At 53.0% G+C, this 25204-nt stretch carries 25 protein-coding genes and 2 tRNA genes; 17 read left to right on the top strand and 10 right to left on the bottom strand.

All coding sequences use genetic code 11. The features are described from left to right. Nucleotides 1-132: 132 nt before the first annotated feature. Nucleotides 133-735, top strand: coding sequence for a hypothetical protein (locus tag PG722_RS04275; protein WP_270579755.1), 603 nt, complete (start codon nucleotides 133-135; stop codon nucleotides 733-735). A gap of 273 nt (nucleotides 736-1008) precedes the next feature. Here the strand turns inward: PG722_RS04275 and PG722_RS04270 are convergent. Both PG722_RS04270 and PG722_RS04265 read right to left on the bottom strand, forming a co-directional pair. Beyond that, nucleotides 1009-1094: transfer RNA gene (locus PG722_RS04270), tRNA-Leu, on the bottom strand. Between the two features lie 22 nt (nucleotides 1095-1116). Beyond that, nucleotides 1117-1201: transfer RNA gene (locus tag PG722_RS04265), tRNA-Leu, on the bottom strand. A 203-nt stretch (nucleotides 1202-1404) separates the two neighbouring features. Here PG722_RS04265 and PG722_RS04260 point away from each other — a divergent pair. From PG722_RS04260 to PG722_RS04210, 11 genes are all read left to right on the top strand, one after another. Next, on the top strand, nucleotides 1405-2274 hold the full coding sequence (locus PG722_RS04260) for a DMT family transporter (RefSeq protein ID WP_270579754.1): 870 nt from the start codon (nucleotides 1405-1407) through the stop codon (nucleotides 2272-2274). A gap of 1 nt (nucleotide 2275) precedes the next feature. Continuing rightward, on the top strand, nucleotides 2276-2791 hold the full coding sequence (locus tag PG722_RS04255) for a M48 family metallopeptidase (RefSeq protein WP_270579753.1): 516 nt from the start codon (nucleotides 2276-2278) through the stop codon (nucleotides 2789-2791). A gap of 21 nt (nucleotides 2792-2812) precedes the next feature. Continuing rightward, nucleotides 2813-3676: a Cof-type HAD-IIB family hydrolase gene (locus PG722_RS04250; RefSeq protein ID WP_270579752.1), complete on the top strand. Its 864-nt coding sequence runs from the start codon at nucleotides 2813-2815 to the stop codon at nucleotides 3674-3676. Nucleotides 3677-3679: 3 nt separating this feature from the next. Next, on the top strand, nucleotides 3680-4642 hold the full coding sequence (locus PG722_RS04245; RefSeq protein ID WP_270579751.1) for a carbohydrate kinase family protein: 963 nt from the start codon (nucleotides 3680-3682) through the stop codon (nucleotides 4640-4642). Between the two features lie 149 nt (nucleotides 4643-4791). Then, the gene (ruvC, locus tag PG722_RS04240) at nucleotides 4792-5289 is read left to right on the top strand and encodes a crossover junction endodeoxyribonuclease RuvC (protein WP_330674657.1); all 498 of its coding nucleotides are present in this window, start codon (nucleotides 4792-4794) and stop codon (nucleotides 5287-5289) included. A gap of 11 nt (nucleotides 5290-5300) precedes the next feature. Then, on the top strand, nucleotides 5301-5909 hold the full coding sequence (gene ruvA / locus PG722_RS04235) for a Holliday junction branch migration protein RuvA (protein ID WP_270579750.1): 609 nt from the start codon (nucleotides 5301-5303) through the stop codon (nucleotides 5907-5909). A 41-nt stretch (nucleotides 5910-5950) separates the two neighbouring features. Beyond that, nucleotides 5951-6991: a Holliday junction branch migration DNA helicase RuvB gene (ruvB, locus tag PG722_RS04230; protein ID WP_181967744.1), complete on the top strand. Its 1041-nt coding sequence runs from the start codon at nucleotides 5951-5953 to the stop codon at nucleotides 6989-6991. A 48-nt stretch (nucleotides 6992-7039) separates the two neighbouring features. Beyond that, entirely contained in the window at nucleotides 7040-8392 is a 1353-nt protein-coding gene (gene glmM / locus PG722_RS04225) for a phosphoglucosamine mutase (RefSeq protein WP_110436909.1), read from the top strand. 561 nt (nucleotides 8393-8953) lie between these two features. Next, nucleotides 8954-10792 (top strand): glutamine--fructose-6-phosphate transaminase (isomerizing), encoded by a 1839-nt coding sequence (gene glmS, locus PG722_RS04220; RefSeq protein WP_270385464.1) that lies wholly within the window; start codon nucleotides 8954-8956, stop codon nucleotides 10790-10792. A gap of 205 nt (nucleotides 10793-10997) precedes the next feature. Continuing rightward, nucleotides 10998-11528 (top strand): sigma-70 family RNA polymerase sigma factor, encoded by a 531-nt coding sequence (locus PG722_RS04215; protein ID WP_270385466.1) that lies wholly within the window; start codon nucleotides 10998-11000, stop codon nucleotides 11526-11528. A gap of 76 nt (nucleotides 11529-11604) precedes the next feature. Then, nucleotides 11605-11880, top strand: coding sequence for a zinc-ribbon domain containing protein (locus PG722_RS04210; RefSeq protein WP_117490422.1), 276 nt, complete (start codon nucleotides 11605-11607; stop codon nucleotides 11878-11880). A 373-nt stretch (nucleotides 11881-12253) separates the two neighbouring features. On the opposite strand, the gene PG722_RS04205 is transcribed toward PG722_RS04210, so the two are convergent. Further along, nucleotides 12254-12691 (bottom strand): hypothetical protein, encoded by a 438-nt coding sequence (locus PG722_RS04205; RefSeq protein WP_270579749.1) that lies wholly within the window; start codon nucleotides 12689-12691, stop codon nucleotides 12254-12256. A gap of 159 nt (nucleotides 12692-12850) precedes the next feature. Between PG722_RS04205 and PG722_RS04200 the strand changes: the two genes are divergently transcribed. From PG722_RS04200 to groL, 5 genes are all read left to right on the top strand, one after another. Beyond that, nucleotides 12851-13228, top strand: coding sequence for a hypothetical protein (locus PG722_RS04200; RefSeq protein ID WP_270579748.1), 378 nt, complete (start codon nucleotides 12851-12853; stop codon nucleotides 13226-13228). Nucleotides 13229-13316: 88 nt separating this feature from the next. Further along, entirely contained in the window at nucleotides 13317-13529 is a 213-nt protein-coding gene (locus PG722_RS04195) for a hypothetical protein (RefSeq protein WP_270579747.1), read from the top strand. Nucleotides 13530-13671: 142 nt separating this feature from the next. Continuing rightward, nucleotides 13672-14856: a THUMP domain-containing class I SAM-dependent RNA methyltransferase gene (locus PG722_RS04190; RefSeq protein ID WP_270579746.1), complete on the top strand. Its 1185-nt coding sequence runs from the start codon at nucleotides 13672-13674 to the stop codon at nucleotides 14854-14856. Between the two features lie 174 nt (nucleotides 14857-15030). Continuing rightward, nucleotides 15031-15315 carry a co-chaperone GroES gene (locus PG722_RS04185; protein ID WP_110436870.1) on the top strand — a complete coding sequence of 95 codons (285 nt, stop codon included), beginning with the start codon at nucleotides 15031-15033 and terminating at the stop codon, nucleotides 15313-15315. A gap of 20 nt (nucleotides 15316-15335) precedes the next feature. Further along, the gene (groL, locus tag PG722_RS04180) at nucleotides 15336-16961 is read left to right on the top strand and encodes a chaperonin GroEL (RefSeq protein ID WP_118358815.1); all 1626 of its coding nucleotides are present in this window, start codon (nucleotides 15336-15338) and stop codon (nucleotides 16959-16961) included. Nucleotides 16962-17293: 332 nt separating this feature from the next. Here the strand turns inward: groL and glyA are convergent, their stop codons facing one another. The 7 genes from glyA to PG722_RS04145 all read right to left on the bottom strand — a co-directional run bounded on the left by glyA (nucleotide 17294) and on the right by PG722_RS04145 (nucleotide 25162). After that, the gene (glyA, locus tag PG722_RS04175) at nucleotides 17294-18547 is read right to left on the bottom strand and encodes a serine hydroxymethyltransferase (protein ID WP_270579745.1); all 1254 of its coding nucleotides are present in this window, start codon (nucleotides 18545-18547) and stop codon (nucleotides 17294-17296) included. A 158-nt stretch (nucleotides 18548-18705) separates the two neighbouring features. After that, nucleotides 18706-19137: an XRE family transcriptional regulator gene (locus PG722_RS04170; protein ID WP_147357608.1), complete on the bottom strand. Its 432-nt coding sequence runs from the start codon at nucleotides 19135-19137 to the stop codon at nucleotides 18706-18708. A 75-nt stretch (nucleotides 19138-19212) separates the two neighbouring features. Further along, nucleotides 19213-20904: a recombinase family protein gene (locus PG722_RS04165; RefSeq protein WP_004849806.1), complete on the bottom strand. Its 1692-nt coding sequence runs from the start codon at nucleotides 20902-20904 to the stop codon at nucleotides 19213-19215. 38 nt (nucleotides 20905-20942) lie between these two features. Further along, the gene (locus PG722_RS04160; RefSeq protein WP_004849804.1) at nucleotides 20943-21128 is read right to left on the bottom strand and encodes a hypothetical protein; all 186 of its coding nucleotides are present in this window, start codon (nucleotides 21126-21128) and stop codon (nucleotides 20943-20945) included. A gap of 417 nt (nucleotides 21129-21545) precedes the next feature. Continuing rightward, nucleotides 21546-22823 carry an IS110 family transposase gene (locus tag PG722_RS04155; RefSeq protein ID WP_118497612.1) on the bottom strand — a complete coding sequence of 426 codons (1278 nt, stop codon included), beginning with the start codon at nucleotides 22821-22823 and terminating at the stop codon, nucleotides 21546-21548. Nucleotides 22824-23196: 373 nt separating this feature from the next. Beyond that, nucleotides 23197-24537, bottom strand: a complete 1341-nt coding sequence (locus PG722_RS04150) for a virulence-associated E family protein (protein WP_270579826.1) — start codon at nucleotides 24535-24537, stop codon at nucleotides 23197-23199. Continuing rightward, nucleotides 24422-25162 (bottom strand): CHC2 zinc finger domain-containing protein, encoded by a 741-nt coding sequence (locus tag PG722_RS04145; RefSeq protein WP_270579744.1) that lies wholly within the window; start codon nucleotides 25160-25162, stop codon nucleotides 24422-24424. Before PG722_RS04145 ends, PG722_RS04150 begins: the two co-directional genes overlap by 116 nt. Nucleotides 25163-25204: the final 42 nt, after the last annotated feature.

The following is a 25204-nucleotide window of genomic DNA, read 5'->3' as shown; positions in this document are numbered from 1 at the left end:
AGACCATGACAAATGCAATGTGCATGGGTTATCTGCTGAGATAACTGCTTTTTTGAGGTGAGTGCGATGGTATGTTGAAATGAAAACCGGTAAGGTGTGGATAGTAATTAGAGAGCAAACAGGGAGGGTTAAATGATGAACAGATTTCGAAAAATACTGAGCGCCGCGCTGGCAGGCTGCATGGCGGTCTCTGCGCTGATGATGAGCGCCGGTGCGGCGAATATCGGCACAGAAGCCGCACGCGAGAAGGTCATTTACGGCAGTCAGGCGTGGACGGTGAACGGTGCGGTAACCATTCAGCACAGCGACGGCACAGTAGAGCCGGTACCGGAGTTCTCGGCGCTGTATCCCGGGGGGACAGTGCCGAAGCAAGCGGCTTCGGTATCGAGTACGGCACTGAATGAGGTGGCTAATGTCGGTTCGCATTCGATCAGCGGCTATTACCGGAATGTGTATTTGACGCAAGATGTGAAGTACAAGCCGTTTTACAGTTTTCTGGGAAACGGTGAGACAGTCAGCGCGTTTGCGGTGACGATACCCGGCAGCAAATATAATCTCGGCATTTATAACGAGACAGCGCAGCAGGACGCAGGCTGGCTGCCGAATCTCTCTAAGGACGATCGTGTGCTGCTGCAGACCGAAAATGGTGTATATTACTCGATTCGTGCAAGCGTACCGTTGAATATGCCGATTGGGTATTCGCGCATGAAGGTAGCGGAGACAGGGTGTAATTGAAAATGTGGGAAAGAGCTGAAACTTTTGGGTTTCAGCTCTTTGGGTGATACGGAAATTGTGCTTTTGCTGCTGATCGGTAGCATATGTCCTGAAACGATATCCGGTCATCCTAAAACTCGTTAAAAAGATGCTGAACCTGCACTTAAATGAAGCGCCGCGATTTTGGTAGACACTTGTGGTAGACAGCAGTTTTTCGCTAATTACATCGTAAAACTAAATATTCTAAAATATACAGAAAAAGAGCTGAAATCAAAAGATTCCAGCTCTTTCACTTGGTGCGGATGGGGGGACTTGAACCCCCACGTCCTTGCGAACACTAGCACCTGAAGCTAGCGCGTCTGCCATTCCGCCACATCCGCATATTTTGTTGTTGAAAGAAGGTGGTGCGAGTGACGGGACTTGAACCCGTACGTCGATCGACACACGCCCCTCAAACGTGCCTGTCTACCAGTTCCAGCACACTCGCATTCTGTTCTCATCGAGTCGCCTCACTGTCAGCGACAAGAATTATTATATCCATGTGAACGCCAAATGTCAACACCTTTTTTCAAATTTTTTTGAAAAATTTCAAAACGTGAAAAACAGACGATTTCTCTGACACGCGAAACAGTTTGTGTGTTACAATAGAAGCAGTCAGAAAACTCACAGCGAAAAAGGAGGAAGACTTCAGTGCTTTCTAAAAAAAGTAAGGCAATCGGTTTTATCATCATGTCCGCATTCGGTTTTGCGATGATGGCGGCATTCGTGCGTCTGGCGGGTGATCTGCCGTTCACGCAGAAAACATTTTTCCGCAATCTGGTCGCGGTGGCAGTGGCCGCCGTGGTGCTGTGCCGCGAAAAGGTTGGTTTTAAGTGGGAAAAGGGCAACCTGCCGCTGCTGATCATACGCGCAACCTGCGGCACACTCGGCATTTTCTGCAATTACTACGCTATTGACCATCTCGTACTGGCAGATGCAAACATTCTTAATAAAATGTCGCCGTTCTTCGCTATCATCTTCTCGCTCATTCTGCTGAAGGAGCGGGCCAGCGTATTCCAGTACGCGGCGGTGCTTGCGGCATTCGGCAGCAGCATGCTGATTATCAAGCCGGGTTTTTCCTCGGCAACCTTCCCGGCAATTATCGGCCTGCTGGGTGGCATGGGTGCAGGCGCGGCCTACACCTGTGTGCGCGCACTCAGCCGGAAAGGCGAAAAGAGCGCCCGCATCGTGTTCTTCTTCTCGATGTTCTCCACGCTGGTATGCGTACCGTTTATGATCACGGACTACCACCCAATGACATGGGGACAGTTCTTCTGCCTGATCGGTGCAGGTGCGTCAGCCGCGCTCGGACAGTTCGGCGTAACGCTCGCGTACGCTAACGCACCGGCCAAGGAGATCTCGGTGTTCGACTACACGCAGGTCATCTTCTCGGCTGTCCTCGGCTTTTTCCTGTTCGGCCAGCTGCCGGACGGCTGGAGCGTCCTCGGCTATCTGCTGATCTGCGGCATTTCGGTCGCGGTGTTCTTCTACAACCGCAATCTGGAGCGCAAGGGACAGTAATATGATCGAGTACGAACTGGTTCGCTCCAAACGCAAGACGCTTGCTGTGCAGGTGACGCGCGAAGGCCGTGTAATCGTTCGTGCGCCGCTGCGGCTGGCAAAATACCGTATTGAACGGTTTGTCACGGAGCATACGGACTGGATCGTCCGCGCACTTGTCGATCAGCAGTCCCGCCGTGCGGCACATCCGGAGCCGGATGAGGCCAAGCAGGCTGAGCTTATCCGCCGAGCGAAAATAGAGCTGCCGCCCAAGGTACAGCATTACGCAAAACTGATGAACCTGTACCCGACTGGACTGAAGATCACCTCAGCGAGAACACGGTTCGGCTCGTGCAGCGGCAAAAACAGTATTTGCTTCTCATGGCGGCTGATGGACTATCCCGAACCCGCTATCGACTATGTGGTGGTGCATGAACTGGCGCACATTGCACATAAAAACCATGGACCGCAGTTCTGGGCGCTGGTGGAGCGCTATTTACCCGATTATCGTGCGCGGCGTGCCATGCTGCGCGAATGAGAACAGGAAACGAGTATGAATATGACGAATCAATACAAAATTCTGGCATTGGATTTAGATGGAACGCTGCTGGATGCGCAGAGCCGCATCACGCCGGAGAACGCCCGCGCGGTACGCATGGCGCAGCAGGCGGGCGTGCAGATTGTGCTGTGCACCGGCCGCAATGTGCGCGAGGTGCGCCGCTTCAGCGAACAGCTGGAAGCCGCACCGGACTGGCTCGTCACCGCAAACGGCGCGGCAGTGCAGCATCCGGACGACAGGGAACCGGCGTTTTTCGACGGCCTGAGCACAGAAATGGTGGACATCATCCTGAACGAGTGCACCGCCATTGACACCGACCCATGTCTGTATACCACGCAGGATTTGTACTATGGACATGCCTTTCGGCATTTCCTCGAAAACCTGCAGCGGCGCGGACGGGTCGTGATGGATGAGGCCGACGAGGGTTATCACTTTGTTGGGGACAAGAATGCGTGGCGCGCTGTGCTCGCAGACGAGCCGCGCCCGTTCACCAAGGCGATTCTTTATCACGATGACCCGAATGCAATCGCGCCGCTGACGGCTGCGCTCGATAAATACGGTATTTTCGAGCTTGCGCCGTCCGTCATGTACGGCGGAGAGCTGCGCAATGTCGAGGTCAACCGCGTGGGTGTGCACAAGGGACGAGGACTGGAATGGCTGGCGCATCACCTCGGCTGCACGCTGGCCAACGTCATCGCCATCGGTGACAGCGAAAACGATCTGACTATGCTGCAGATGGCCGGTCTGGGGGGTGCCATGGCAAACAGTGAGCCGTGCATCCGCGAAGCAGCGGACGTTATCACCGGCAGCAATATGGAAAACGGTGTCGCACAGGCGATTTACCGACATATTCTGGGGGAATAAACGATGAAAAAAGTAGTGGCAATCGGCGAACTGCTCATTGATTTCGTGCCGCAGCAGCGCGGCTGTGCACTTGATGAGGTCGTGCAGTTTGAGCGTGTCGCGGGCGGTGCGCCGGCCAATGTTGCAACCGCGGTGGCGCGTCTCGGCGGCAGAGCGCAGATGATTTCGCAGGTAGGAGAGGACGCATTCGGTACGCACATTCTCAAAACGCTGCACGCAAACGGCGTGAACATCTCAACGGTGTTCCGCACTGGACGGGCGAATACCGCGCTGGCGTTTGTTTCGCTTGATAAGAACGGCAACCGCGAGTTTTCCTTCTATCGCAATCCCTCGGCAGACCTGTTTCTCGATGAAGCACAGATTACGCCGGATATTTTCGCGGACTGTGCCGTGCTGCACTTCTGCTCGGTCGATCTGGTGGATGCACCTGTCAAGCAGGCACATCGCAAGGCCATCCGGCTGGCAAAGGACGCAGGCGCGTTCCTCTCGTTTGACCCTAACGTGCGTCTGCCGCTGTGGGGCAGCCCGGAAAGCTGTCAGGCAGCAATTCGTGAGTTTCTGCCGTGTGCAGACCTCGTGAAGCTGTCGGATGATGAAGTTGAATTCTGCACCGGCTGCAAAACCGAGAGGGAAGCGGCAGAGCTTCTGTTTTCGCAGGGCTGCAGGCTGCTGCTTGTGACACGCGGCGCGGACGGCGCGGCAGTCTACACGCCGAACGCGAGTGCCGAGACCAAAGCGCTGCCGGTGACGGTCGCGGATACCACCGGAGCGGGCGATTCGTTCATCGGGTCGTTCCTGTATCAGCTTACCCGCGACGGCGTGACAGCGGAAACGCTCGCAGACATCCCGCAGGAGAAACTTGCGGATTATCTGACATTTTCGTCCGAATGTTCGGCGTATACCGTGCAGCATAAGGGCGCGGTTATGCCAACGGAAGAAGAATTGAGAATGGGAAATGGAGAATGAATGTGTCCGCCCACAGAGTGGCAATTCAATAATGCGCTTTGCGCGTAACCGCGGTTCTCAATTCGCCATTCTCAATTTTCCATTAACCTGCCACTAAAATTTATTGCACAATGTGTGCGAACGTGGTATAATTTTGAGGTTATAAAGAAATGATAACGATTCTTGGCATCGACCCGGGCTACGGCACGATTGGCTATGGCGTGGTGCGGTTCGATAATATGAAATTTACGCCGGTGCAGTACGGTGCGGCAAAAACCGCTCCCGGAATACCAATGCACCTGCGCTTATGTGAGATTTACGATGATATCTGTACGCTGGTGGACACCTTTCACCCGGACGAGGTGGCAATCGAGGAGCTTTTCTTCTCGAAAAACGTCACAACCGGCATTCAGGTTGCGCAGGCGCGCGGTGTAATTCTGCTGGCGCTGGCCCGGAAGGGACTGCATCCGGTATCCTATACACCAAATCAGGTGAAGCTGTCCGTTGTCGGCTATGGCGGCGCGGAGAAAAAACAGGTGATGGAAATGACAAAAAGCATTCTCCATCTCACCAAGCTGCCGCGTCCGGATGACGCAGCGGATGCGCTCGCGCTTGCCATCTGCCACGGGCATTCCCGGCAGGCCATGCGCTATGAAGGCTTATTATGAGGTTGAAATAGATGTTTTATTATGTAGACGGCACGGTTTCCGTGCTCCAGCAGGGTCTTGCAGTGATCGACTGCAGCGGTGTAGGCTATGCCTGTCACGCTTCGCAGAACACCATCGGCAAGCTGAAAACCGGCGAAAAAGCGCGTCTGCTGACCTGGCTCAATGTCCGGGAGGGCGTGTTTGAACTGTACGGATTTATCGACGAGGAGGAGAAATCCTGCTTCCTGATGCTGACCAGTGTCAACGGCGTTGGCCCGAAGGCGGCGCTGTCCATCCTGTCGGTCGCACCGCCGGACAGACTGGCGCTCAGCATCATCACCGGCGATGAAAAAATGCTCATGCAGGCGCCGGGCATCGGCAAGAAGATCGCGCAGCGCATTGTACTCGAGCTGCGCGACAAGATGAGCAAGGAGCAGCTCGAGACCGCATCTGCAGCGTCTCCGGTGGCGGCAGCCGCCGCTTCCGGCGGTGTCAACCACACGCAGGAGGCAGTCGCGGCGCTTATGGTGCTCGGCTATACGCAGGCAGAGGCGCTGCACGCGATGGAGGGTCTGGATGCTGCCGGCATGGAGGCGGACGAGATCATCCGTCAGTGCTTGAAAAAGCTGGTCAAGTCCTGATTTTGGACGATAAAAGCCTGGTCAAGTAGGAGAGTGTACCTTTGAGTATTGAATTTTCCGGCGGCATGACGGATGATGAACGCATCATCTCCACCCGCCAGCTCAGCGAGGACGAGACCGAGAATTCGCTCCGTCCGAAATCCATGGCGGACTATATTGGTCAGAAAAAAGCCAAGGAAAACCTGAGTATTTACATACAGGCCGCGAAAATGCGCGGTGAATCGCTCGACCATACGCTGCTGTACGGCCCGCCGGGTCTGGGCAAGACCACACTCGCGGGCATCATTGCCGCAGAAATGGGCGTGAATATCCGTGTTACGAGCGGTCCGGCGATCGAAAAAGCGGGAGATTTGGCGGCTTTATTGACAAATCTCTCAGAGAATGATATTTTGTTTATTGACGAGATTCATCGTCTCGACCGTGCGGTAGAGGAGATTCTCTATCCCGCGATGGAGGACTATGCACTCGATATCATCATCGGCAAGGGGCCTTCGGCGCGCTCGATCCGTATCGACCTGCCGAAATTTACGCTCATCGGCGCGACTACGCGTGCCGGTCAGATGACCAGTCCGCTGCGTGACCGCTTCGGCGTCATGCTCCGTCTGGAGCTGTATTCGCCGGAGGAGCTGTGCGGTATTGTTGAACGCTCGGCAGGCATTCTTAATGTACCGTGCGAGCATGAGGGCGCATTCGAGATTGCGCGCCGCAGCCGCGGCACGCCGCGAATCGCCAACCGGCTTCTGCGCCGTGTGCGAGACTTCGCACAGGTAATCGGCACCGGTACGATTGACAGAAAAAGTGCCGACATTGCGCTTCGTGCACTCGAGATTGATGAGTTAGGTCTGGATAACGTAGACCGCAGGATGCTCAAAAGCATCATCCAGAACTACGGCGGCGGTCCGGTCGGACTGGATACGCTGGCTGCGACCATCGGCGAAGAAGCGATCACTTTGGAAGATGTTTATGAGCCGTATCTCATGCAGATCGGCTTTCTCAGCCGCACGCCGCGCGGACGCTGCGTGACGCTGCAGGCTTACCGTCATTTGAATCTGGAACCGGCGGACGGACAGCAAATGCTGTAATGCAATCATTTCTCCGCCTTTATCATACAAGAAAGTTAGGTGTTTCATTTGGGTAGATATTTTGGAACAGACGGCGTTCGCGGTGTAGCGAACTCGGAACTTGATGCACTGCTGGCGTTCAAGATCGGCGCGGCAGCGGCATACGCACTCACACAGGAGTCTGCACACGGCCGCAAGGCGAAGCTGCTAATCGGCAAGGACACCCGCGTATCCTCGGATATGTTGGAGAACGCGCTGGTCGCGGGCATCTGCTCGGTTGGCGCGGATGTAGAGCTGCTCGGCGTTATCCCGACGCCGGCGGTCGCTTTCCTCACCATTAAGCACAAGGCAGATGCGGGTATTGTCATTTCCGCAAGCCACAACTCCTTTGAGTACAACGGCATCAAGATTTTTGCAGGCAACGGCTACAAGCTGCCGGACGAAACCGAGGCAAGAATTGAGGACCTGATCGACGATTTCGAGTCTATTCCGAAGATGACCCACGAGAAGATCGGCCGTGTACTCAAAAGCGAAATCGACCCGGTAGTCGAGTACACCGACCACCTTGCAGATACCATCAAGGGCGACCTGTCCGGTCTGCGCGTAGCGGTGGACTGTGCAAACGGTTCCTCCTCCACAACGGTGGAGCGCCTCATGCGTCTGGTCGAGTGCAAGGCGGAAATTCGCTTCTATGAGCCGGACGGCATCAACATCAACGATAACTGCGGCTCCACCCATCTCGGTCAGCTGAAGGAGCGCGTCCGCTCGGGCAATTTTGATCTTGGCGTTGCCTTTGACGGTGATGCGGATCGCTGCCTGATTGTAGACGAGACTGGCGAGGAGCTGGACGGCGACCGCATTATGGCAGTCTGTGCGGCGCACATGAAGAAGGAAGGCAAGCTGCGCGGCGGCGCATTTGTTGCCACCATTTTGTCCAACATGGGTCTGCACGCCTACGCCGATAAGAACGGCATGAAGATTGAGTGCTCCAACGTCGGCGACCGCTATGTGCTCGAAATGATGCTCAAGAAGGGCTATATTCTGGGCGGCGAGCAGTCCGGACACGTTATTTTTCTTGAGTATGCGTCCACCGGTGACGGTGAGCTGACTGCACTGCAGTTTATGTCTATCCTCAAGGCGAGCGGCAAGAAGTGCTCGGAGATCGCAGCTGAGGTTGAGCCGTGGCCGCAGCTGATGATCAACGTCAAGGTGCCGAACGATAAAAAGGCTACCCTGCAGCAGCTGCCCGAGGTCAAGGCGGCTATCGATGCGGCTTCTGCGGAGCTGGGCAATAACGGCCGAATCCTGGTTCGTCCGTCCGGTACGGAGGCGCTTGTGCGCGTCATGGTAGAGGGCACGAACAGTGAGCAGGTAGATACTTTGGCAAAAAAGGTTGCCAAAGTCATCGAGTCTGTTGTATAATGTAAAAGAGCCAACGGGAGTGGGTGTGGTTTGCACACCCACTTTCTTCATTCTGAACAGGGAGGTGGGAGCATTTGCGCACAATTCCATAATATGCTAAGCGCCAGAACTGCGGTGCAGCCGGTATCGCAGTTGACGAGGAAAGGGTTAATCGAAAGTATTCGGCGGGTGCCCTTCGGTCACAAGTGGGTTGATCGTCAGCAGGCTGTTAAAACATACGGGCGACCGTATCGACAGAGCAGCTATGCGTAACGCACTATTTTTATACCCAAAATTAGAAATTCACCGCATATATTGAGGTAAGGCAATACGAAATAATTAAACAAGAGCGATTTGTGAGAGAGTTTTGCGGACCAACAAGGCGTGTTTGGCGGTAATGCTTGATGTATTATCGTAAAATCGCAACGCAGTCAGGACGTAAAATCTTCACAAAGCGGCGCGGCAGCGCGACCGGAGTTCGTGCAAGAAGCCGCAGCTTTCATTGTTCCGTGCTGTCTAAGGCTCATACTGAAATGTTGCGGAAGATATGTTATATTTACCGTTGCAAAGGAGTATTATTTTATGTGTGGAATCGTTGGATTCACCGGACGCGAGAATGCGCTTCCGATTCTCATCAAGGGTCTGTACAGCCTGGAATACCGTGGCTATGACTCTGCCGGTGTGGCTGCCTTCACGAAGGACGGTCTGCGCGTTGTCAAGGCGCGCGGCCGCATTGCAAACCTTGAGGAGAAGATCAAGGAGGAAGGCGGCGACATGTACTGCACCTGCGGTATCGGCCACACCCGCTGGGCAACGCACGGCGAGCCGTCCGACCGCAACTCGCATCCGCATCTGGGCGGCAAGGGCAAGGTAGCAGTTGTACACAACGGCATTATCGAGAACTACAAGGAGCTGCGTGAGCGTCTGGAGGCACACGGCTATGAGTTTAAGTCCGAGACTGATACGGAGACTGTCGCGCACCTCGTGGACTATCTGCACACAGGCAAACAGGAGGATCTGGCAAAGACCGTTCTGCAGGCTGTACAGCGTCTGCGCGGCTCTTACGCACTGGGCGTAGTTTCGATGGATAACACGCAGGAGATCGTCGCTGCACGCCGCGGCAACCCGCTGGTTATCGGTATCGGTGAGGGCGAGAACATGATCGCATCCGATATTACCGCTATTATCAATCGCACTAAGCGTTACATTATTCTGGATGATAACGAGGTTGCAATCGTTCGCCCGGACAGCGTAGTTGTCATGAACGAGTTCGGCGATGCGGTAGAGAAGGAAATCATGACCGTAACGTGGGATATGTCCGCAGCGGAAAAGGGCGGCTACCAGCACTTTATGCTCAAGGAGATCATGGAGCAGCCCAAGGCAGTTGCCGATACGGTCAAGCCGCGTATCAAAAATGATGCGGTTGTATTCGAGGACAACGGTCTGACCGACGAGCGTCTGCGTGAAATCGAGCATATTCATATCATCGGCTGCGGCTCTGCACTGCACGCAGGCATGGTCGGCAAGCGCGTGATTGAGGCAATGTGCCGTATTCGCTGCACGGCAGAGGTTGCCAGTGAGTTCCGTTATGAGAACCCGATTATCGGCAAAAAGGATATGTGCATCGTTATCAGTCAGTCCGGCGAGACGGCGGACACGCTGGCTGCCATGCGTCTGGCCAAGCAGGCAGGTGCGTTCACGATTGCAATTGTAAACGTCGTTTCCTCGACGATTGCGCGCGAAGCAGACGGTGTGCTGTATACCTGGGCCGGCCCGGAGATTTCGGTTGCGACAACCAAGGCATATTCCGCACAGCTGTCCGCTCTGTACCTCATTTCGGTTAAGATCGCGCGTGTGCGCGGCCTGATTTCCATCGGTGACGAGCGTGCGCTCTGCGCTGAGCTCCAGCGTCTGCCGGAATGCATTGAGCAGACACTGGGGTGCCAGTCGGATATGCAGCGTATCGCTACGCTGTATGCAAACCGCTCGAGCGTGTTCTTCCTTGGACGCGGACTGGACTATGCCGCCGCGCTCGAGGCTTCGCTCAAGCTGAAGGAAATTTCCTATATTCATTCGGAGGCGTACGCTGCCGGTGAGCTGAAGCACGGCACCATTTCGCTGATCGAGGAGGGTACTCTGGTTGTTGCTCTGGCAACGCAGCCGGCACTGTTTGAGAAGACGGTCTCCAATATCCGCGAGGTTGTAGCGCGCGGCGCAAGCGTCGTGCTCGTCACCACGGACGATTTCACCGGGGACGAGTCGGTCTGCCAGCACATCGTGCGCCTGCCGAAGTGCCTGTATGAATTTTCCGCTTCGCTCTCGATTATTCCGATGCAGCTTTTGGCATACTATATCGCAGTGGAGCGCAACTGTGATGTCGATAAGCCGCGCAACTTGGCAAAGTCGGTAACTGTAGAGTAAAACGTCAACAATATTGTCATAATCACACAAAAACAGAAGCGCGTTTTTGTGTGATATCGGTAAAGATGACAATCGTTTCTTGACATTTCCAATTCTACCGCGTATAATAGCTATTGACATGAGAAATGATTATCAAATACAGCCATCGAACGGGATTCCCGATGAAAAGCTGTGCCGTCTGGCACGGCAAGGAGACGGACTCTCGATGGAGAATCTGATCCGTCGTTATACCCGTCTGGTCAAGACCTGTGCACGGCCCTACTTTCTGGCAGGCGCCGATGCAGAGGATCTGATGCAGGAGGGCATGCTCGGGCTGCTGAATGCCGTCCGGGAGTACGACGAGAGCAAGGGCACACCCTTTGGAGCGTTTGCACGGTTGTGCATCACGCGGAAGATTTATTCCGCAGTGAAGGCGGCAGCGTCGCTCAAGCACGACCCGCTCAATCAGTCTATGTCAATCGATCGACCTCTGTTTGAAGACCTTGCGGAATCGCGTACCCGGGTAACTGCACCGAATGGTGATCCTGAATCGCTTGTTATCGGCAATGAGGAGAGGGAAGAGCGGAAAAAGAAGCTCTACTCGCTTTTGTCTGAATTTGAGGCACAGGTTTTGACGTTGTTTTTGGACGGCTTATCGTATGAAGAGATGTCCGAAGCGCTGCACAAACCAATCAAATCTGTGGATAATGCCGTCCAGCGCATCAAGCGAAAATCGGCAGCCATTAAACCTATTTAGGCGATAGCAGGCGCAGTGTCTGTACGCATATATTTCAAGTTTCCCGAGGGAACAGTATCAAAGAGAGGTAAAAACCATGTACGAAGACAAGACTTTAGTATGCAAGGAATGCGGTAAGGAGTTCGTGTTCACCGCCGGCGAGCAGGAGTTTTACGCAGAGCGCGGTTTCCAGAACGAGCCGCAGCGCTGCAAGAGCTGCCGTGACGCGCGCAAGAACGCTGCACGCGGTCCGCGTGAGTTCTTCACCGCTACCTGTGCTGCTTGTGGCGGCGAGGCTCGCGTTCCGTTCGAGCCGAAATCTGACCGCCCGGTATATTGCAGCGAGTGCTTCGCAAAGATGCGTGAGCAGTGATACCGTAACGATAAAAAATCAATAAATGACACGTTAAAAGTGCCAGTAATGACTTTTCTCATTGCTGGTGCTTTTTTCTTTGCCCAAAGGAAAGGAATCGGCAAGGGAATGTATGTGTTCCGAAAAATGATAAAGAAATGAAGAATCGGATCCGCAGGTGATGGGCGGCTTGCGGCAAAAGAAAACCTCTGCTCAAAATGAGCAGGGGGGATCTTTTGATTTTAAGCAATAACGTTGTATTCCAGAATTAAGCCGCGTTTCTGCCGGTCGTCAAGGTCAGCAATAGCGGCCTCAATGCTGGGAAATAAGCAAGGGCAGATATGACCTTTGCTGAGATTCACGAAGCTGTACATAAATGCATAGAGAAGAACCTTTATTTGGCTTCGTTGATGGTAAGCAGCTCTTCGACCGTCTCTTTCTGCCGGCGAAGAAAGCCGAGATAGAAACCGTCAGAAACGGAAAATGCGATGAATGCTGCGTGCAGCAGAAGGGCTCCGATATGTATGAGAAGATCTATAATCTCTGCGATGTTTATATTTTTTGATGCATAAAAGGCATAGGTGGGATTGGTGAGCAGCAGATAAAAGTCCCATAAGATAAGCGCACTGACCGGAATCAGGGCGAACGATAAGACAATCCAAAAGCGGGTGTCTTTCTTAAGGGCCTCGTATAAATGCAGAATATCGGCGTGCTTGGTTTCCAATTCTTCGCGCGAAAAGCGGGAATAGTAATCCAAGCCACATAGTTTCTGGTGCTTGATGAATTCGGCTGCGCCGTTTTTATCGGACTTTGATGGTATATTACTGGGCATAGGCGATAACTCCTATAAATCGGGGTAGTTCTTGATAAAAAGAAAAGGAAGACCCTAAAGAGCCTTCCTTATCGAAAGTGTCGGTAATGAAATCCTCATTACTGGCACTTTTTTATTTGTCCGCAGTAAAAATAGTCCTCAAATAAGGAGGAAAAAGGTGTGAAAAATGAAAAAATGATCTATCTCCCATATGTTCGTTTTGAGCAGGAAGAGGGAGAAGCAGAGGGCAGCGGCTGGTACTTTACGCAGTATAATGCCGAAACTGGAGAAGGTAAAGGCTGGCACGAAACAGAGTTCATGCCGGATTGCTTCTTTGAAACGAACTGCGAGTGCGGCGAACCGGAAACAAAGTTCTTTGATGTGCATATCAATGAGCCGATCGAGCAGTGGAGTTGGCCGGAACCGCCGGATGACGATGCGTTCACGAACTACGATGCGTGTTCCAACACAACGCGGGTTTCGCTGTCAAGTGCCTTCAAGTGCTCGACGAGAGAAGCCAATCCTCCCGCGTTGCGGACAACATCCAACGGCAGCTGAACAACCTCGCCCAAAGAACGAAGCGCTGCAGCCGTGCTCTTTCTGCTTGGAACATCAATACCCACTGTGTTCATAGAAACACTCCTGTTTGGAATTTGCAATGGACAACGCCCTCTTTACCCATTGCCGATTCTATCTGTTTGCTTACATGAATGCGCTGGCTCTACCTGCACAAATCGAACACTGCTTTAATCCGCACACGGCGCGGGAAAAAGGTTTAGTGGCCTACGGGCAAACCTTGGTGTCTCCCTCTTGTGCCCGTGCAGAGCAGGCAAGAGCCTGTTCGCTTCTCAAGCGATAACGCTCCGGATAGCGGCATTCAGCAAACCGCGTTATCTCGTCGCAAATCTTGACAAAATACTTAAAAACCGATACAATATAAAGGTTAAAAAGGACTTTCGGCTCCTGCTCTGACGGCGGGAGCCTTTTTGGAGGAAAACCATATGAAACTCACATTATGCTGCCCGACCCTGTTCGGGCTGGAGGGCATCGTCGCGGACGAGCTGCGCTTTGGCGGCAGGCTGACCGACGTACACGCGGAAAACGGTCGCGTGCTGTTCACCGGTGACGAGAACACGCTCGCATGGGCGAACCTGAACCTGCGGTGCGCCGAGCGCGTGCTCATCCGTATCGGCACATTCAAAGCCAAAACGTTCGATCAGCTGTTCGAGGGCGTAAAAGCACTCCAGTGGGAGCAGTTCATTCCGGCGGACGGCGCATTTCCGGTCAAGGGTCACAGTCTGGACTCCGCGCTGCACTCGATTCCGGACTGCCAGAAGATCATCAAAAAGGCAGTCGTATCGCGTCTGGGCGCGAAGTACGGTCAAACCTGGTTTGACGAGATCGGCGAAAAGTATCAGATTCAGTTCGCCATCATGCACGATGTGGCTGAGCTGTACCTCGATACCTCGGGTGCCGGTCTGCACAAGCGCGGCTACCGCGCCAACAGCAATGCGGCGCCGCTTCGTGAGACGCTGGCGGCGGCTATGGTCAAGCTGGCGCGCTGGCGCGGGCGCGATCCGTTCCTCGACCCGTTCTGCGGCTCGGGCACGATCGCGATTGAGGCGGCCATGATCGCGCAGCGCCGTGCCCCCGGTCTGCTGCGCCGCTTTGACGCGGAAAAGTGGAGCTGCTTTGACAAGTCGGTCTGGCAGCAGGCGCGCGAGAGTGCGCTCGACCTTGCCCAGCCGGATGCAAAATTCGATATCGTCGGCAGCGACATCGACCCGGACTGCGTGCAGCTGTCCATCGAGAACGCGCGCAAGGCCGGTGTAGCGAACACGGTGTTCTTCGAGCGCGCGGACGCAGTAAAGCGCGATTACAGCGGTGCAGGCGTACTGTTTGCCAATCCGCCGTACGGTGAGCGTCTGCTGGACCTGCAGCAGGCGGAAAAGCTGTACGCCGACCTCGGCAGAGCGACAAAAAACAGCCCGATGAAGCAGTATCTGCTCAGCTCGGACCCGCTGTTCGAGCGTTGCTACGGCCGCAAGGCGGATAAGCGCCGCAAGCTGTATAACGGCATGATCAAGTGCGAGCTGCATATGTATTTTAAAGACCCATCTGCACAGGATAAGTCGGTAAATAAGCACTCTGACCGTCCGTCTGCTAAACGACCGGCAAAACACTGAGCAGTACAGGGCACTGTTCATAATTTGTTCAGAAAATTTTTGTGAAAATTCCGGATTACCCCCTTGCATATTGCGGCTCCTTGGTGTAAGATAATACTCGAAGTTAGCACTCGGGTAATTTGAGTGCTAACCCCCAACATTGTAAAATCTTATTTTTCATAGGAGGAATCCATTATGAAGCTCAAGCCCCTTTGCGACCGCGTAGTTATCAAGATGGTCGAGGCGGAGGAGACCACCGCAAGCGGCATTATTCTTACCGCATCCGCACAGGAGAAGCCCCAGGTTGCTGAAATCATCGAAGTAGGCCCGGGCGGCGTTGTTGACGGCAAGGAAATCAAGATGGAAGTTCAGAAGGGCCAGAAGGTCATCACCGGCAAGTACACCGGTACTGAGGTTAAACTGGACGGCGAGAAGTATATCATCGTTCGTCAGAGCGACATTCTGGCAATCGTAGAGTAATTTTCAGGAGGTAATTCATCATGGCTAAGCAGCTTATTTACGGCGAGGACGCGCGCAAGGCTCTGCAGCGCGGTATTGATCAGCTCGCTGATACCGTTAAGGTAACCATCGGTCCGAAGGGCCGCAACGTTGTACTGGATAAGAAGTACGGCGGTCCGCTGATCACCAACGACGGTGTTACTATCGCCAAGGAGATCGAGCTGGACGACGCTTTCGAGAACATGGGCGCACAGCTCGTTAAGGAAGTTGCCACCAAGACCAACGACATCGCAGGCGACGGTACCACCACCGCTACCGTTCTGGCACAGGCTTTCGTTCGCGAGGGTCTGAAGAACGTAGCTGCAGGTGCAAACCCGATGGTAATGCGCCGCGGTATCTCCAAGGCAGTCAAGGCTGCTGTTGCAGCAATCGCTGAGAACTCCAAGAAGGTTGACGGCACGGGCGACATCGCTCGTGTAGGCGCTATCTCCTCCAGCTCCGACGAGATCGGCACCCTGATCGCAGAGGCTATGGAGAAGGTTTCCACCGACGGCGTTATCACCGTTGAGGAGTCCAAGACCGCTGAGACCTACTCCGAGGTTGTTGAGGGCATGCAGTTCGACCGCGGCTATATCACCCCGTATATGTGCACCGACACCGAGAAGATGGAAGCAAACCTGGATGATGCTCTGGTGCTGATCACCGATAAGAAGCTGTCCAACATTCAGGAGTTGCTGCCGATCCTCGAGCAGGTTGTTAAGGCCGGCAAGAAACTGCTGCTCATCGCTGAGGACGTTGAGGGCGAGGCTCTGTCCACCCTGATCGTAAACCGTCTGCGCGGTACCTTCACCTGCGTAGCTGTTAAGGCTCCGGGCTTTGGCGATCGCCGCAAGGATATGCTGCGCGATATCGCAATCCTGACCGGCGGTACCGTAATCTCCGAGGAGGTTGGTATCGAGCTGAAGGACGCTACCATGGATATGCTGGGTTCTGCCCGTCAGATTAAGGTAACCAAGGAGAATACCACCATCGTTGACGGTGCAGGCGACAAGCAGGCTATCGCAAACCGCGTTGCTGAGATCCGCGGCGCAATCGAGCGCACCACCTCTGACTTCGACCGTGAGAAGCTGCAGGAGCGTCTGGCTAAGCTGGCCGGCGGCGTAGCAGTTATCAAGGTTGGCGCTGCAACCGAGACCGAGATGAAGGAGCAGAAGCTCCGCATCGAGGATGCACTGAACGCAACCCGCGCAGCTGTTGAGGAAGGCATCGTAGCAGGCGGCGGTGTAGCTTATGTAAACGCTATCGCAGCGGTTGAGGCTCTGGCTGCAGAGGCAACCGGCGATGAGAAGACCGGTATGCAGATCGTTGCACGCGGTCTGGAAGCACCGATGAAGCAGATCGCTGCCAACGCAGGCATCGAGGGCGCAATCGTTGTTGATAAGGTAAAGCACGCTGACAAGGTTGGCTACGGCTTTGACGCTGCAACCGAGACCTACGGCGACATGATTGCAAACGGCATCGTTGACCCGACCAAGGTAAACCGTTCCGCACTGCAGAATGCAGCATCTGTTGCTTCGATGGTTCTGACCACCGAGAGCCTGGTTGCTGATAAGAAGGAGCCGGTTCCGGCTGCTCCGGCTGCACCGGATATGGGCGGCATGTACTAAGCAGTACCGAAAAACGCTGAAAACACTGGGGATTTCGAGGGTTAAAAGGCAAACTTGTGACAATCGTCAGTGGAAAAGCATCAGATATGTACAAGGCCGACGCCTGCATTTTGCAGGCGTCGGCCTTTTTCTGTTGTCGAAAAATTACAGATGCAAATGTGCTTAATGGATTACTTCAAGAGGCTTGAGACTATCCCGAAAATGAAAATAGAGCGCTTCACAGCAATGAAACGCTCTGTTTCTTTGTATGAGTATCATCGGACTTGCGTGCTCCGGAGCTTCATGCGGCATTGTTCGGAAATCCGGATGAGCAGTTCCGCGGCAGCCAGAGATTATTCGTACAGCGGGAACTTCTCGGTGAGTGCCAGAACGCGTGCGGAAATCTCGTCCTTCTTCTCATCGTAGTGGTAGATGCAGTCTGCGATGCAGTCCGCGATGACCTTCATCTCTTTCACGCCCATGCCGCGGGTCGTAGCGGCCGGAGTGCCCAGACGAACGCCGGAGGTGATGAACGGGCTACGCTTCTCGCCCGGAACGGTGTTCTTGTTGGCGGTGATGTGAACCGAATCCAGACGCGCCTCCAGATCCTTGCCGGTGCACTCCTCGTCGGTCAGATCAACGAGCAGCAGGTGATTGTCGGTACCGCCGGAAACCAGCTTGACACCGCGTGCCTGCAGCTGTGCAGCCATAGCCTTGGCATTCTCGACGATCTTGCGTGCGTACTCCTTGAACTCCGGCTGCAGTGCCTCGCCGAAGCAAACCGCCTTGGACGCGATAACATGCTCGAGCGGGCCGCCCTGGGTGCCCGGGAATACAGCGGAGTTAATACGCTTTGCCAGAACCGCGTTGTTGGTCAGGATCAGGCCGCCGCGCGGACCGCGAAGCGTCTTGTGGGTGGTGGTGGTAACAACGTCAGCATACGGCATCGGGTTCTGGTGCTGGCCGCCGGCAACCAGACCGGCAATGTGCGCCATATCGACCATCAGGTAAGCGCCGTAACCATGTGCGATCTCGGCCATTTTCTCGAAGTCGATGGCGCGCGGATACGCGGATGCACCTGCAACGATCAGCTTCGGGCGATGCTTCTTGACAGCCTTCTCAAGCTCAGCGTAGTCGATGAAGCCGTCCTCGTTTACGCCGTAGGAAACAAAGTGGTAGTTCTTGCCGGACTGGTTGACCGGAGAGCCATGGCTCAGGTGACCGCCCTGAGACAGATCCATGCCCATAACGGTGTCGCCCAGATCGAGCAGAGCGAAGTAAACCGCAAGGTTGGCCTGTGCACCGGAGTGCGGCTGAACATTCGCATATTTTGCGCCGAACAGCTCACATGCGCGCTCGATTGCGATACGCTCTACCTTATCAACAAATTCACAGCCGCCGTAGTAGCGCTTGCCGGGAAGACCCTCTGCGTACTTATTGGTCAGCACGCTGCCCATAGCAGCCATAACGCCGGGAGAAACGATATTTTCGCTGGCGATCAGCTCGATATTCTGGCGCTGACGGTGCAGCTCCTCGTTCATCGCACTGCCCAGCTCGGGGTCGATCGACTGGATCATACCGATGGAATCCATCATTTCTTTGTACATTTGAACTACCTCCAAGCTTTAGTAGTATAAAGTTCTCTTTGACTATACCATTGCCCTCCTAAAAAAGCAAGTCGATTTTACGAAAAATATAACCAAAGATGAAGGATTGCAAAAAGCCTCCTGCAAAAATAAAAAAAGGCAGGTTGCCCTGCCTTTGCTTAGATGTTCTGATAGAACAGTCCGTCCCTCGTGCAGTACCACAGCAGCATGCCGTGCCGAATATAGGGCAGACGCACGTCTAATCCCCATTCCGGGTACTGCTTTTTGACGATCATCGTGTCTCCGGTGAGAAATGCAACGAACGAGATATAGTGCTCGCGGTGCATTTCATGCGGTGCGGTGATATACCATTCGCCGTCGCTGTGCTCAATTTGCAGTGCATTTTCCTCGTCCGGTTTGTGCATAACGAGGTTGGTCAATTTTGCACCGCAGCAGGTCACATCTGCGTCATCGGTCGAGAACAGCAGATTGCCGCAGGCAGGACAGCGGTAAAACCGCATTTTCTTCATATTGCCGTTAGTCATATCGTTTTCCTCCAGATCGCCTCTCAGCAGGGCTTCGGTGTCCACGCCGAGGGCCTGTGATAACAACGGGAGGAGCGAGATATCGGGAGCACCGCCGCCCGTTTCCCTTAATTAAAGATATTGTTGGGTAAAAAAGAAAGGTCAGTCGATTTTGCCGATGAAGCGGTAGTAGATTTCTACTTCCTGCTCACGACTTCCGTCCTCGCCCTTGACAGCTTCGTGGACGGTTATTTTTTCAATTAGAGTGTTCAGAAGTTCGGCGGTCAGCTCCACAGGGTTGACATACTGTTTCATTAGGGCAATCCACTTTTCAGCATCCGCTGCGGTCTGTACGGCGGCTTCCATCGTTTCGTGAAGCTGTCTTATTTTTGTTTCAAGTTCCTTTTGCTCGTTCTGGTACTTCTCGGACAGCATATTGAAGTTATACTCGGTTATGCGTCCGGCAGACCAGTCCTCATACATTTTAGCAAACAGCCCGTCAACCTCGGCTTTACGCTTCTCTGCCTTTTTCAGCTCCGCAGCCTGCTTTTTCTTCGCAGAGTTTCTTTCCCTGTCGCTGGCATTGAGCAGCCGTTTCAGCAGCTTGTCCTCGTCTTTCTGTACCATCATAGACCAGTATTGCAGTCTTGCAAGCACATAGGCATACAGTACATCATAGCGGATATAGTGCATGGAACACTGGCGTAATCCCTGTCCGTACTTACTGCAATGGTAGTGTGCATAGGGATTTTTGTTCTGGCTGTTTACACCATAAGCCAATGACCATCCGCAGTCCGCACATTTTACCAGCCCGGAAAATATCTGCGTTGTGCCATTCTTCTGTCGTCTGCGTCTGCTTGCAATCAGCTCCTGAACTTTTTGGAACACTTCTTCGGAAATGATGGCTTCGTGGGTATTTTCCACACGATACCATTCTTCCTGCGGCTTCCGCACCTTTTTCTTGTTCTTGAATGAAATGTTGCTCTGCTTGTTGTGAACGCTGTGACCGATGTAGGTTTCCTCTTTCAAAATGCTCTTGACCTGTGCTATCGTCCACGCATAGGCTTTTTCTGCGGGCGCACCGGCGTAGATATTGGCGAAAGTCCCATATCTTTCATAGTTCAGCCAGCCGGGGGTAGGTACTTTTTCTTCCACCAGAATCCGTGTAATGCTGGCGGCACCCCTCCCGTGTACGGCAAGGTCAAAAATCTTCTCTACAATCCAGCGTGTTTCCGGGTCGATCAGAAGATGACCTTTTTTGTCCGGGTCTTTTACATAGCCCAGCGGTGCATAGGCTCCATAGTGTGCGCCATTGGCAAATCTTGTGTGCATGGCAGCCTTGACCTTTTTGCTGGTCTGTCGGGCGTGCATTTCATTCAGGATGTTTAAGAACGGGGCAAGCTCGCTTTCTCCGTTGATGGTGTCCACATTGTCATTGATGGCAATGTAGCGTACTCCCTTGCTGGGGAAATAGATTTCCGTGTACTGACCGGTCAGGATATAGTTTCTTCCCAGACGGGATAAATCCTTTGTGACAACGCAGTTGATTTTCCCGTCCTCGATGTCATCAATCATCCTTTGGAAACTTGGACGCTCGAAATTTGTCCCGCTCCATCCATCGTCAATGTACTCGTCTACAACGGTCAGCCCATGCTCTGCGGCATACTGCCTAAGCATCATGCGCTGGGTCTGGATACTGCCGCTTTCCCCCTGTAATTCATCGTCACGGCTCAATCTCAAATATAGTGCAGTGTTATAAATCGTTGTATTGTATGGTTGTTTCACGGTTAAAAATCCTCCTTCTAAAAGAAACAACCCACGCTTATACAATACTCGCTGGTACAAGTATATCATAAGCGTGGGCTGATTGACAGTCGTTATTCCGTATTTTTTCAGGAAGCGGCGGCAGCGTGCTGGATCACATCTTCCAGCAGACTGTCAAGCGGCTTCCCATCCTGTGCGAAATGCTCCGATACTTTGATACGGACTTTCCCCATGACAAAATACTGGGTGCCGTCTTTTTCGGTAAGCAGGGTGCCGCTGTTTTTGTTATTGCTCTCGTTTTTGCTTTTTGCCATAGGCAGTTACCTCCCATAATAATCTTTGTTTTTCTCTTGTTAACTCGCTTTTTCTCACATTTTCATTTCTTCATAGAGATTTTTTCTAAGTCTATGTCATTCCCCTTGGCCATGAATCATGGATATTCGGATGTTTAGGGTACACAAAACAAGACGTCGTCTTATTCTGTTATGATCGGCCTTTCTTCCCCCAACTCCTTACGGCAGCCTAACCTCCCATGTCATACAGGATCTCCTTTACTTCAGGGTCCTTAATTCCTTCGTTCTGCTTATCCATAAAGGGGCGTCATGATGCTCCATTGCTGAGTCTCTGCTCTGATGGTAAGAAATCTGACTTGGCTCTCTATGTTTATGAATTTCTTCTGTTCCTTTCAGCACCTTGCGGCGGACGTCTCCTGAATCTCACAGTCGATCTTCTTATGCTGCCTGCGGCTGCCTGTGAATGTCAGAAAGCATCTTCTGCGCATCATAGGTCACTCCATTTGCCAGGATGGCATAAAAGACTCTTATCAGCTTACAGCTGATCGCAATCACGGATTGTTTCTTCTTGAGCGGATTGTTCGCTCTTGTCGTGTAATACTCATGCAATGACTTAAACTCCGGATTCTTCGCTATCAACGGAATCGCTGCATTGAACAGTACTGCCCGCAGCTTACTCCGACCTCTTTTACTTATGGACGTCTGTCCTTTGTGCTTTCCTGAGCTGTTCTCCCGTAATGAGAGTCCTGCCAGCTTTTGTATCTGTCTGGGTGATTCGAAACGCCTCACATCACCCACTTCTGCCAGAAATCCGGCTACCGTGATCACTCCTATACCTTTGATGGCAAGCATCTGCTCGCTTTCGGGTATCTTCCTGCACAGCTTTTCTATCTCCTCCATAACGGCGTCAAGCTGTGCCTTTTTGTATTCGTAATCCTCGAGCAACAGTTTCATTTCATACCGGGCAGCCGAAGAGCCTTTCTTTAAGCCGATGCTGCGTTTTGCTGTCTCACACAGGGTCGTTGCCCTTTTCATTCCTACAGCCCTAAGCTTTGCATCACGCCAGATTTGATTGATTTTCTCGGCTCCCAGTTCCACGATTGCTTCCGGAGTACAAACTTTCTTTAGAAGCAGCATACTGCTCTGTGCTTCATAGTCCCCAAACACATCTGTGTACTCGGGGAAATATATGGCGAACCATCTGGCAAACCTGTTTTTGATCTGGGTCATCTCCCTGATGAGTCTCTTACGATTGGCCACCATAATTCTTAAATCAGCATACACACCATCCGGTGTATACGGTGCAGAATACCGGCCCTCGGTAACCAGCTTTGCAATTACCTTCGGATCCTTCCTGTCATTCTTGCTTTGGCTGTTGTCATCCAGTTCCTTGGTCTGCTTTACCGCATAAGGATTAACCATAACCAGGAGGATGCCCTCATCCTCAAGATAAGCGCCGAGGTCAAACCAGTAATGACCTGTCGGCTCGATACCTACGATTGCATCCAGCTTCTTATACTTGTCCTGTAAATGCTGCATCCATGCTTTGAAAGATTCAAATCCTTCTCTGCTGTTGCTGAACGGAAAGACTTTCCCAAGCTCAATGCCTCTCCAGTCAAATGCCCTGGCATACTGTGTCGTGCTTCCGATATCGATTCCAACTACCAAAGTTGATTCTTTTACTTGATTGATTTTTTCATTCTGCTTATAATTCATTTGTGGGTGTCTCCTTTGAACAATGATTCTTATTAACCGCCAAGTTAACAATCATTATTCTATGGGTGGCACTCATTTTTTGCAAACCGGTTATTTGTTACTTAACAGGAATGCTCCATAAATGAAATATGCCCGACAAGGGAATGTCAGGCAGGTGTACAGCCGCAGACTGTCTCCATGTCAACCAAACTGTGTCAACCGGCAGAAAAGACTTTGAAAACAATCCATAGGCGCTCTATGATTACTTTTTACTTTTTCTTTGATTTCTTGGTTGACATGGTTGACAAAGGAGAGAAATGCCCCAAATATCAGGCTTTTCCCCGTCAACCGGCTGTCAACCGAAGCGTTAACCAAACTGTCAACCGGTGGCTTTTCAGAATGGCAGTTCCATTTGCCGGGCTTCTTCTTCCGTGATTTCCTGAAAACCGTCCCCCTCCGGCGGGTCTTGGTTGACACGCTCCCAGCCTTTTTGAGAACCGTATTTCTTATACCGCTTCGGGCTTTTGTAGGCTGCCCAGCCCTGTATGATGCCGCCCGCAATGCCGGTATTCATAATCTCGCAGATTGCCCGTGTCTCCCAGTCTGCCGGGGAATTTAAGTTCCCCAGCGCTTCCTCATAAAGCTGCTTGGAACATACCCTGTCGCCGGTGTAGTCCTCCAAATAGGCGTAGATCAAGCCAGCCTGTGTGTCCTCCTGCATGAAGTCCTGCTGATGGGCGTTCAGGTATCGGTTCATTTCCATGCTGAATGACAGCTTATACTTCCCACTGCGGTAAACCGTCATGGCTTCCGCCCACATCTGTTCGATATACGCCCTCGCCGCCGCTTCATCGTCCAGTATGTGAACCTCCGCCCGTTCCGGGTACACCGTCACGGGGAGAAAGCGCCGGTTGCCGGTGCGGTCACGGGGTAAAAAGTCCTGCCGGTTGGTCGTCCCTCCAAATACACATTGCCGCAGCCGGTCTGCCGGATGTGTCTCATACGGCACTTTGTAGGTTTCTTTCTGGCGGCTTAAGAATGACTTGATTTCCTCAATACTCTTGGCGTTGGCTGTGGCGATCATCTCCGACATCTCGATAATCCAATGCCCTTGCAGCTTGCGGTACACATTTTCATCGTCCAGCTTCTTCAAATCGTCTGAAAACCATTCGTCCCTGCCTGCCAGCAGCCGGAAAAAGGTAGATTTCCCGGCTCCCTGACCACCAACCAGACAGAGCATGACCTCAAACTTGCTCCCCGGTCTGAATACCCGCCGGATGGCTCCCATCAGGAACAGTTTCAAGGCTTCATAAGTGTATTCGTCCGTATCGGCTCCCAGAAAGTGATGCAGGGCGTAACGGATGCGCTCTGTGCCGTCCCATTGCAGGTTGTTCAGGTAATCCCTGACCGGATGGTAGCGGTTTTCATTGGCAACAATCTTGATGGCGCTCTGCACCTTTTTCTCGCTGGTAAGCCCGTAATTTTCTTCCAGATACAAAAGCAGGTAGTTCATGTCCATGTCGGTCAGCGTGGTACTGGTGCGCTCCCAGCCCAGCGGCTTCACAATGTCAATCTGCTCCGTCAAAAGGTTCAGACGCAGTGCCCCACGAAACAGCGGGTCACGCTGGAACACCGTCAGGCAGTTTCGGATGCTGTTCTTCACGCCGCCTTTCTGCGTCCCCTCTAACGTCTCCCGGATTTCTTCCGGTGTCTGCGCCGGTTCCATTGTGTCCATCGTCCTTTTGACCGCTTCCTGCGTTTCCGGCGGCAAGCTCTGAAATTCGCTGTTCAAGCCGCAGCACCTCCTTTCCCTGTGCGGCGATCAATGCCGCTTTTTCTTCTATTTCTCCGTATAACAAAATATCCAAAAGGTATTCTGTGTAGCTTATCCTCTGCAACGCTTCCACAAAAAGAGGATGCCAGATGGCATCCTGCGGCTGTGGGGCGTATGCTGTTTTCCAATGCTCCAGCAGGCGCAGATAATCGCATAGCACCCGGAAACAATACCGTTCCGTTTCCCGAAATCTCTGCTCCGCTGATTTTTGTCGGGGCTGTGACCTGTTGTGACGCTTCTTATCTGGCGGCGCATTGCCGGATTTCTCATAGGAAACACCGAAGTCCTCCGCAAGCCTGACCGCAGCTTCCCGTTTCCCCAATCCATGCAGCAAAGCGGCAAAGTCGATCACATCCCCTGAAGCCCCGCAGCCGAAGCAGTAAAAGCGGCTGTCCACTTTCATGCTGGGCGTGCGGTCATTGTGGAATGGACAGCAGACCATGCCGTTTCTTCCCACCCGGATTCCATAGAATGAAGCAGCCTGCCGGGTGGTAACAGACTGTTTCACCGCTTCAAATACATTCAAATGCTCCCTCCATAAAAATGCCGGTAGCGGTAAAGCTGCCGG

The sequence above is a fragment of the Butyricicoccus sp. OF27-2pH9A genome, assembly GCF_027693185.1.
Lineage (GTDB): Bacteria > Bacillota > Clostridia > Oscillospirales > Butyricicoccaceae > Agathobaculum > Agathobaculum butyriciproducens.
The sequence above is the reverse complement of the archived record's forward strand: the minus strand, read 5'-3'. Positions and strand labels throughout refer to the sequence as shown.

Coding starts and splice junctions, on each gene's coding strand:
- PG722_RS04185 (WP_110436870.1), top strand. CDS start 15,031: ATGAAGCTCAAGCCCCTTTGCGACCGCGTAGTTATCAAGATGGTCGAG.
- PG722_RS04215 (WP_270385466.1), top strand. CDS start 10,998: ATGGAGAATCTGATCCGTCGTTATACCCGTCTGGTCAAGACCTGTGCA.
- PG722_RS04165 (WP_004849806.1), bottom strand. CDS start 20,904: ATGATATACTTGTACCAGCGAGTATTGTATAAGCGTGGGTTGTTTCTT.
- PG722_RS04190 (WP_270579746.1), top strand. CDS start 13,672: ATGAAACTCACATTATGCTGCCCGACCCTGTTCGGGCTGGAGGGCATC.
- PG722_RS04275 (WP_270579755.1), top strand. CDS start 133: ATGATGAACAGATTTCGAAAAATACTGAGCGCCGCGCTGGCAGGCTGC.
- PG722_RS04150 (WP_270579826.1), bottom strand. CDS start 24,537: ATGGACACAATGGAACCGGCGCAGACACCGGAAGAAATCCGGGAGACG.
- PG722_RS04155 (WP_118497612.1), bottom strand. CDS start 22,823: ATGAATTATAAGCAGAATGAAAAAATCAATCAAGTAAAAGAATCAACT.
- PG722_RS04245 (WP_270579751.1), top strand. CDS start 3,680: ATGAAAAAAGTAGTGGCAATCGGCGAACTGCTCATTGATTTCGTGCCG.
- PG722_RS04205 (WP_270579749.1), bottom strand. CDS start 12,691: ATGCCCAGTAATATACCATCAAAGTCCGATAAAAACGGCGCAGCCGAA.
- PG722_RS04255 (WP_270579753.1), top strand. CDS start 2,276: ATGATCGAGTACGAACTGGTTCGCTCCAAACGCAAGACGCTTGCTGTG.
- glyA (WP_270579745.1), bottom strand. CDS start 18,547: ATGTACAAAGAAATGATGGATTCCATCGGTATGATCCAGTCGATCGAC.
- PG722_RS04250 (WP_270579752.1), top strand. CDS start 2,813: ATGACGAATCAATACAAAATTCTGGCATTGGATTTAGATGGAACGCTG.
- ruvA (WP_270579750.1), top strand. CDS start 5,301: ATGTTTTATTATGTAGACGGCACGGTTTCCGTGCTCCAGCAGGGTCTT.
- PG722_RS04160 (WP_004849804.1), bottom strand. CDS start 21,128: ATGGCAAAAAGCAAAAACGAGAGCAATAACAAAAACAGCGGCACCCTG.
- PG722_RS04210 (WP_117490422.1), top strand. CDS start 11,605: ATGTACGAAGACAAGACTTTAGTATGCAAGGAATGCGGTAAGGAGTTC.
- glmS (WP_270385464.1), top strand. CDS start 8,954: ATGTGTGGAATCGTTGGATTCACCGGACGCGAGAATGCGCTTCCGATT.
- ruvC (WP_330674657.1), top strand. CDS start 4,792: ATGATAACGATTCTTGGCATCGACCCGGGCTACGGCACGATTGGCTAT.
- groL (WP_118358815.1), top strand. CDS start 15,336: ATGGCTAAGCAGCTTATTTACGGCGAGGACGCGCGCAAGGCTCTGCAG.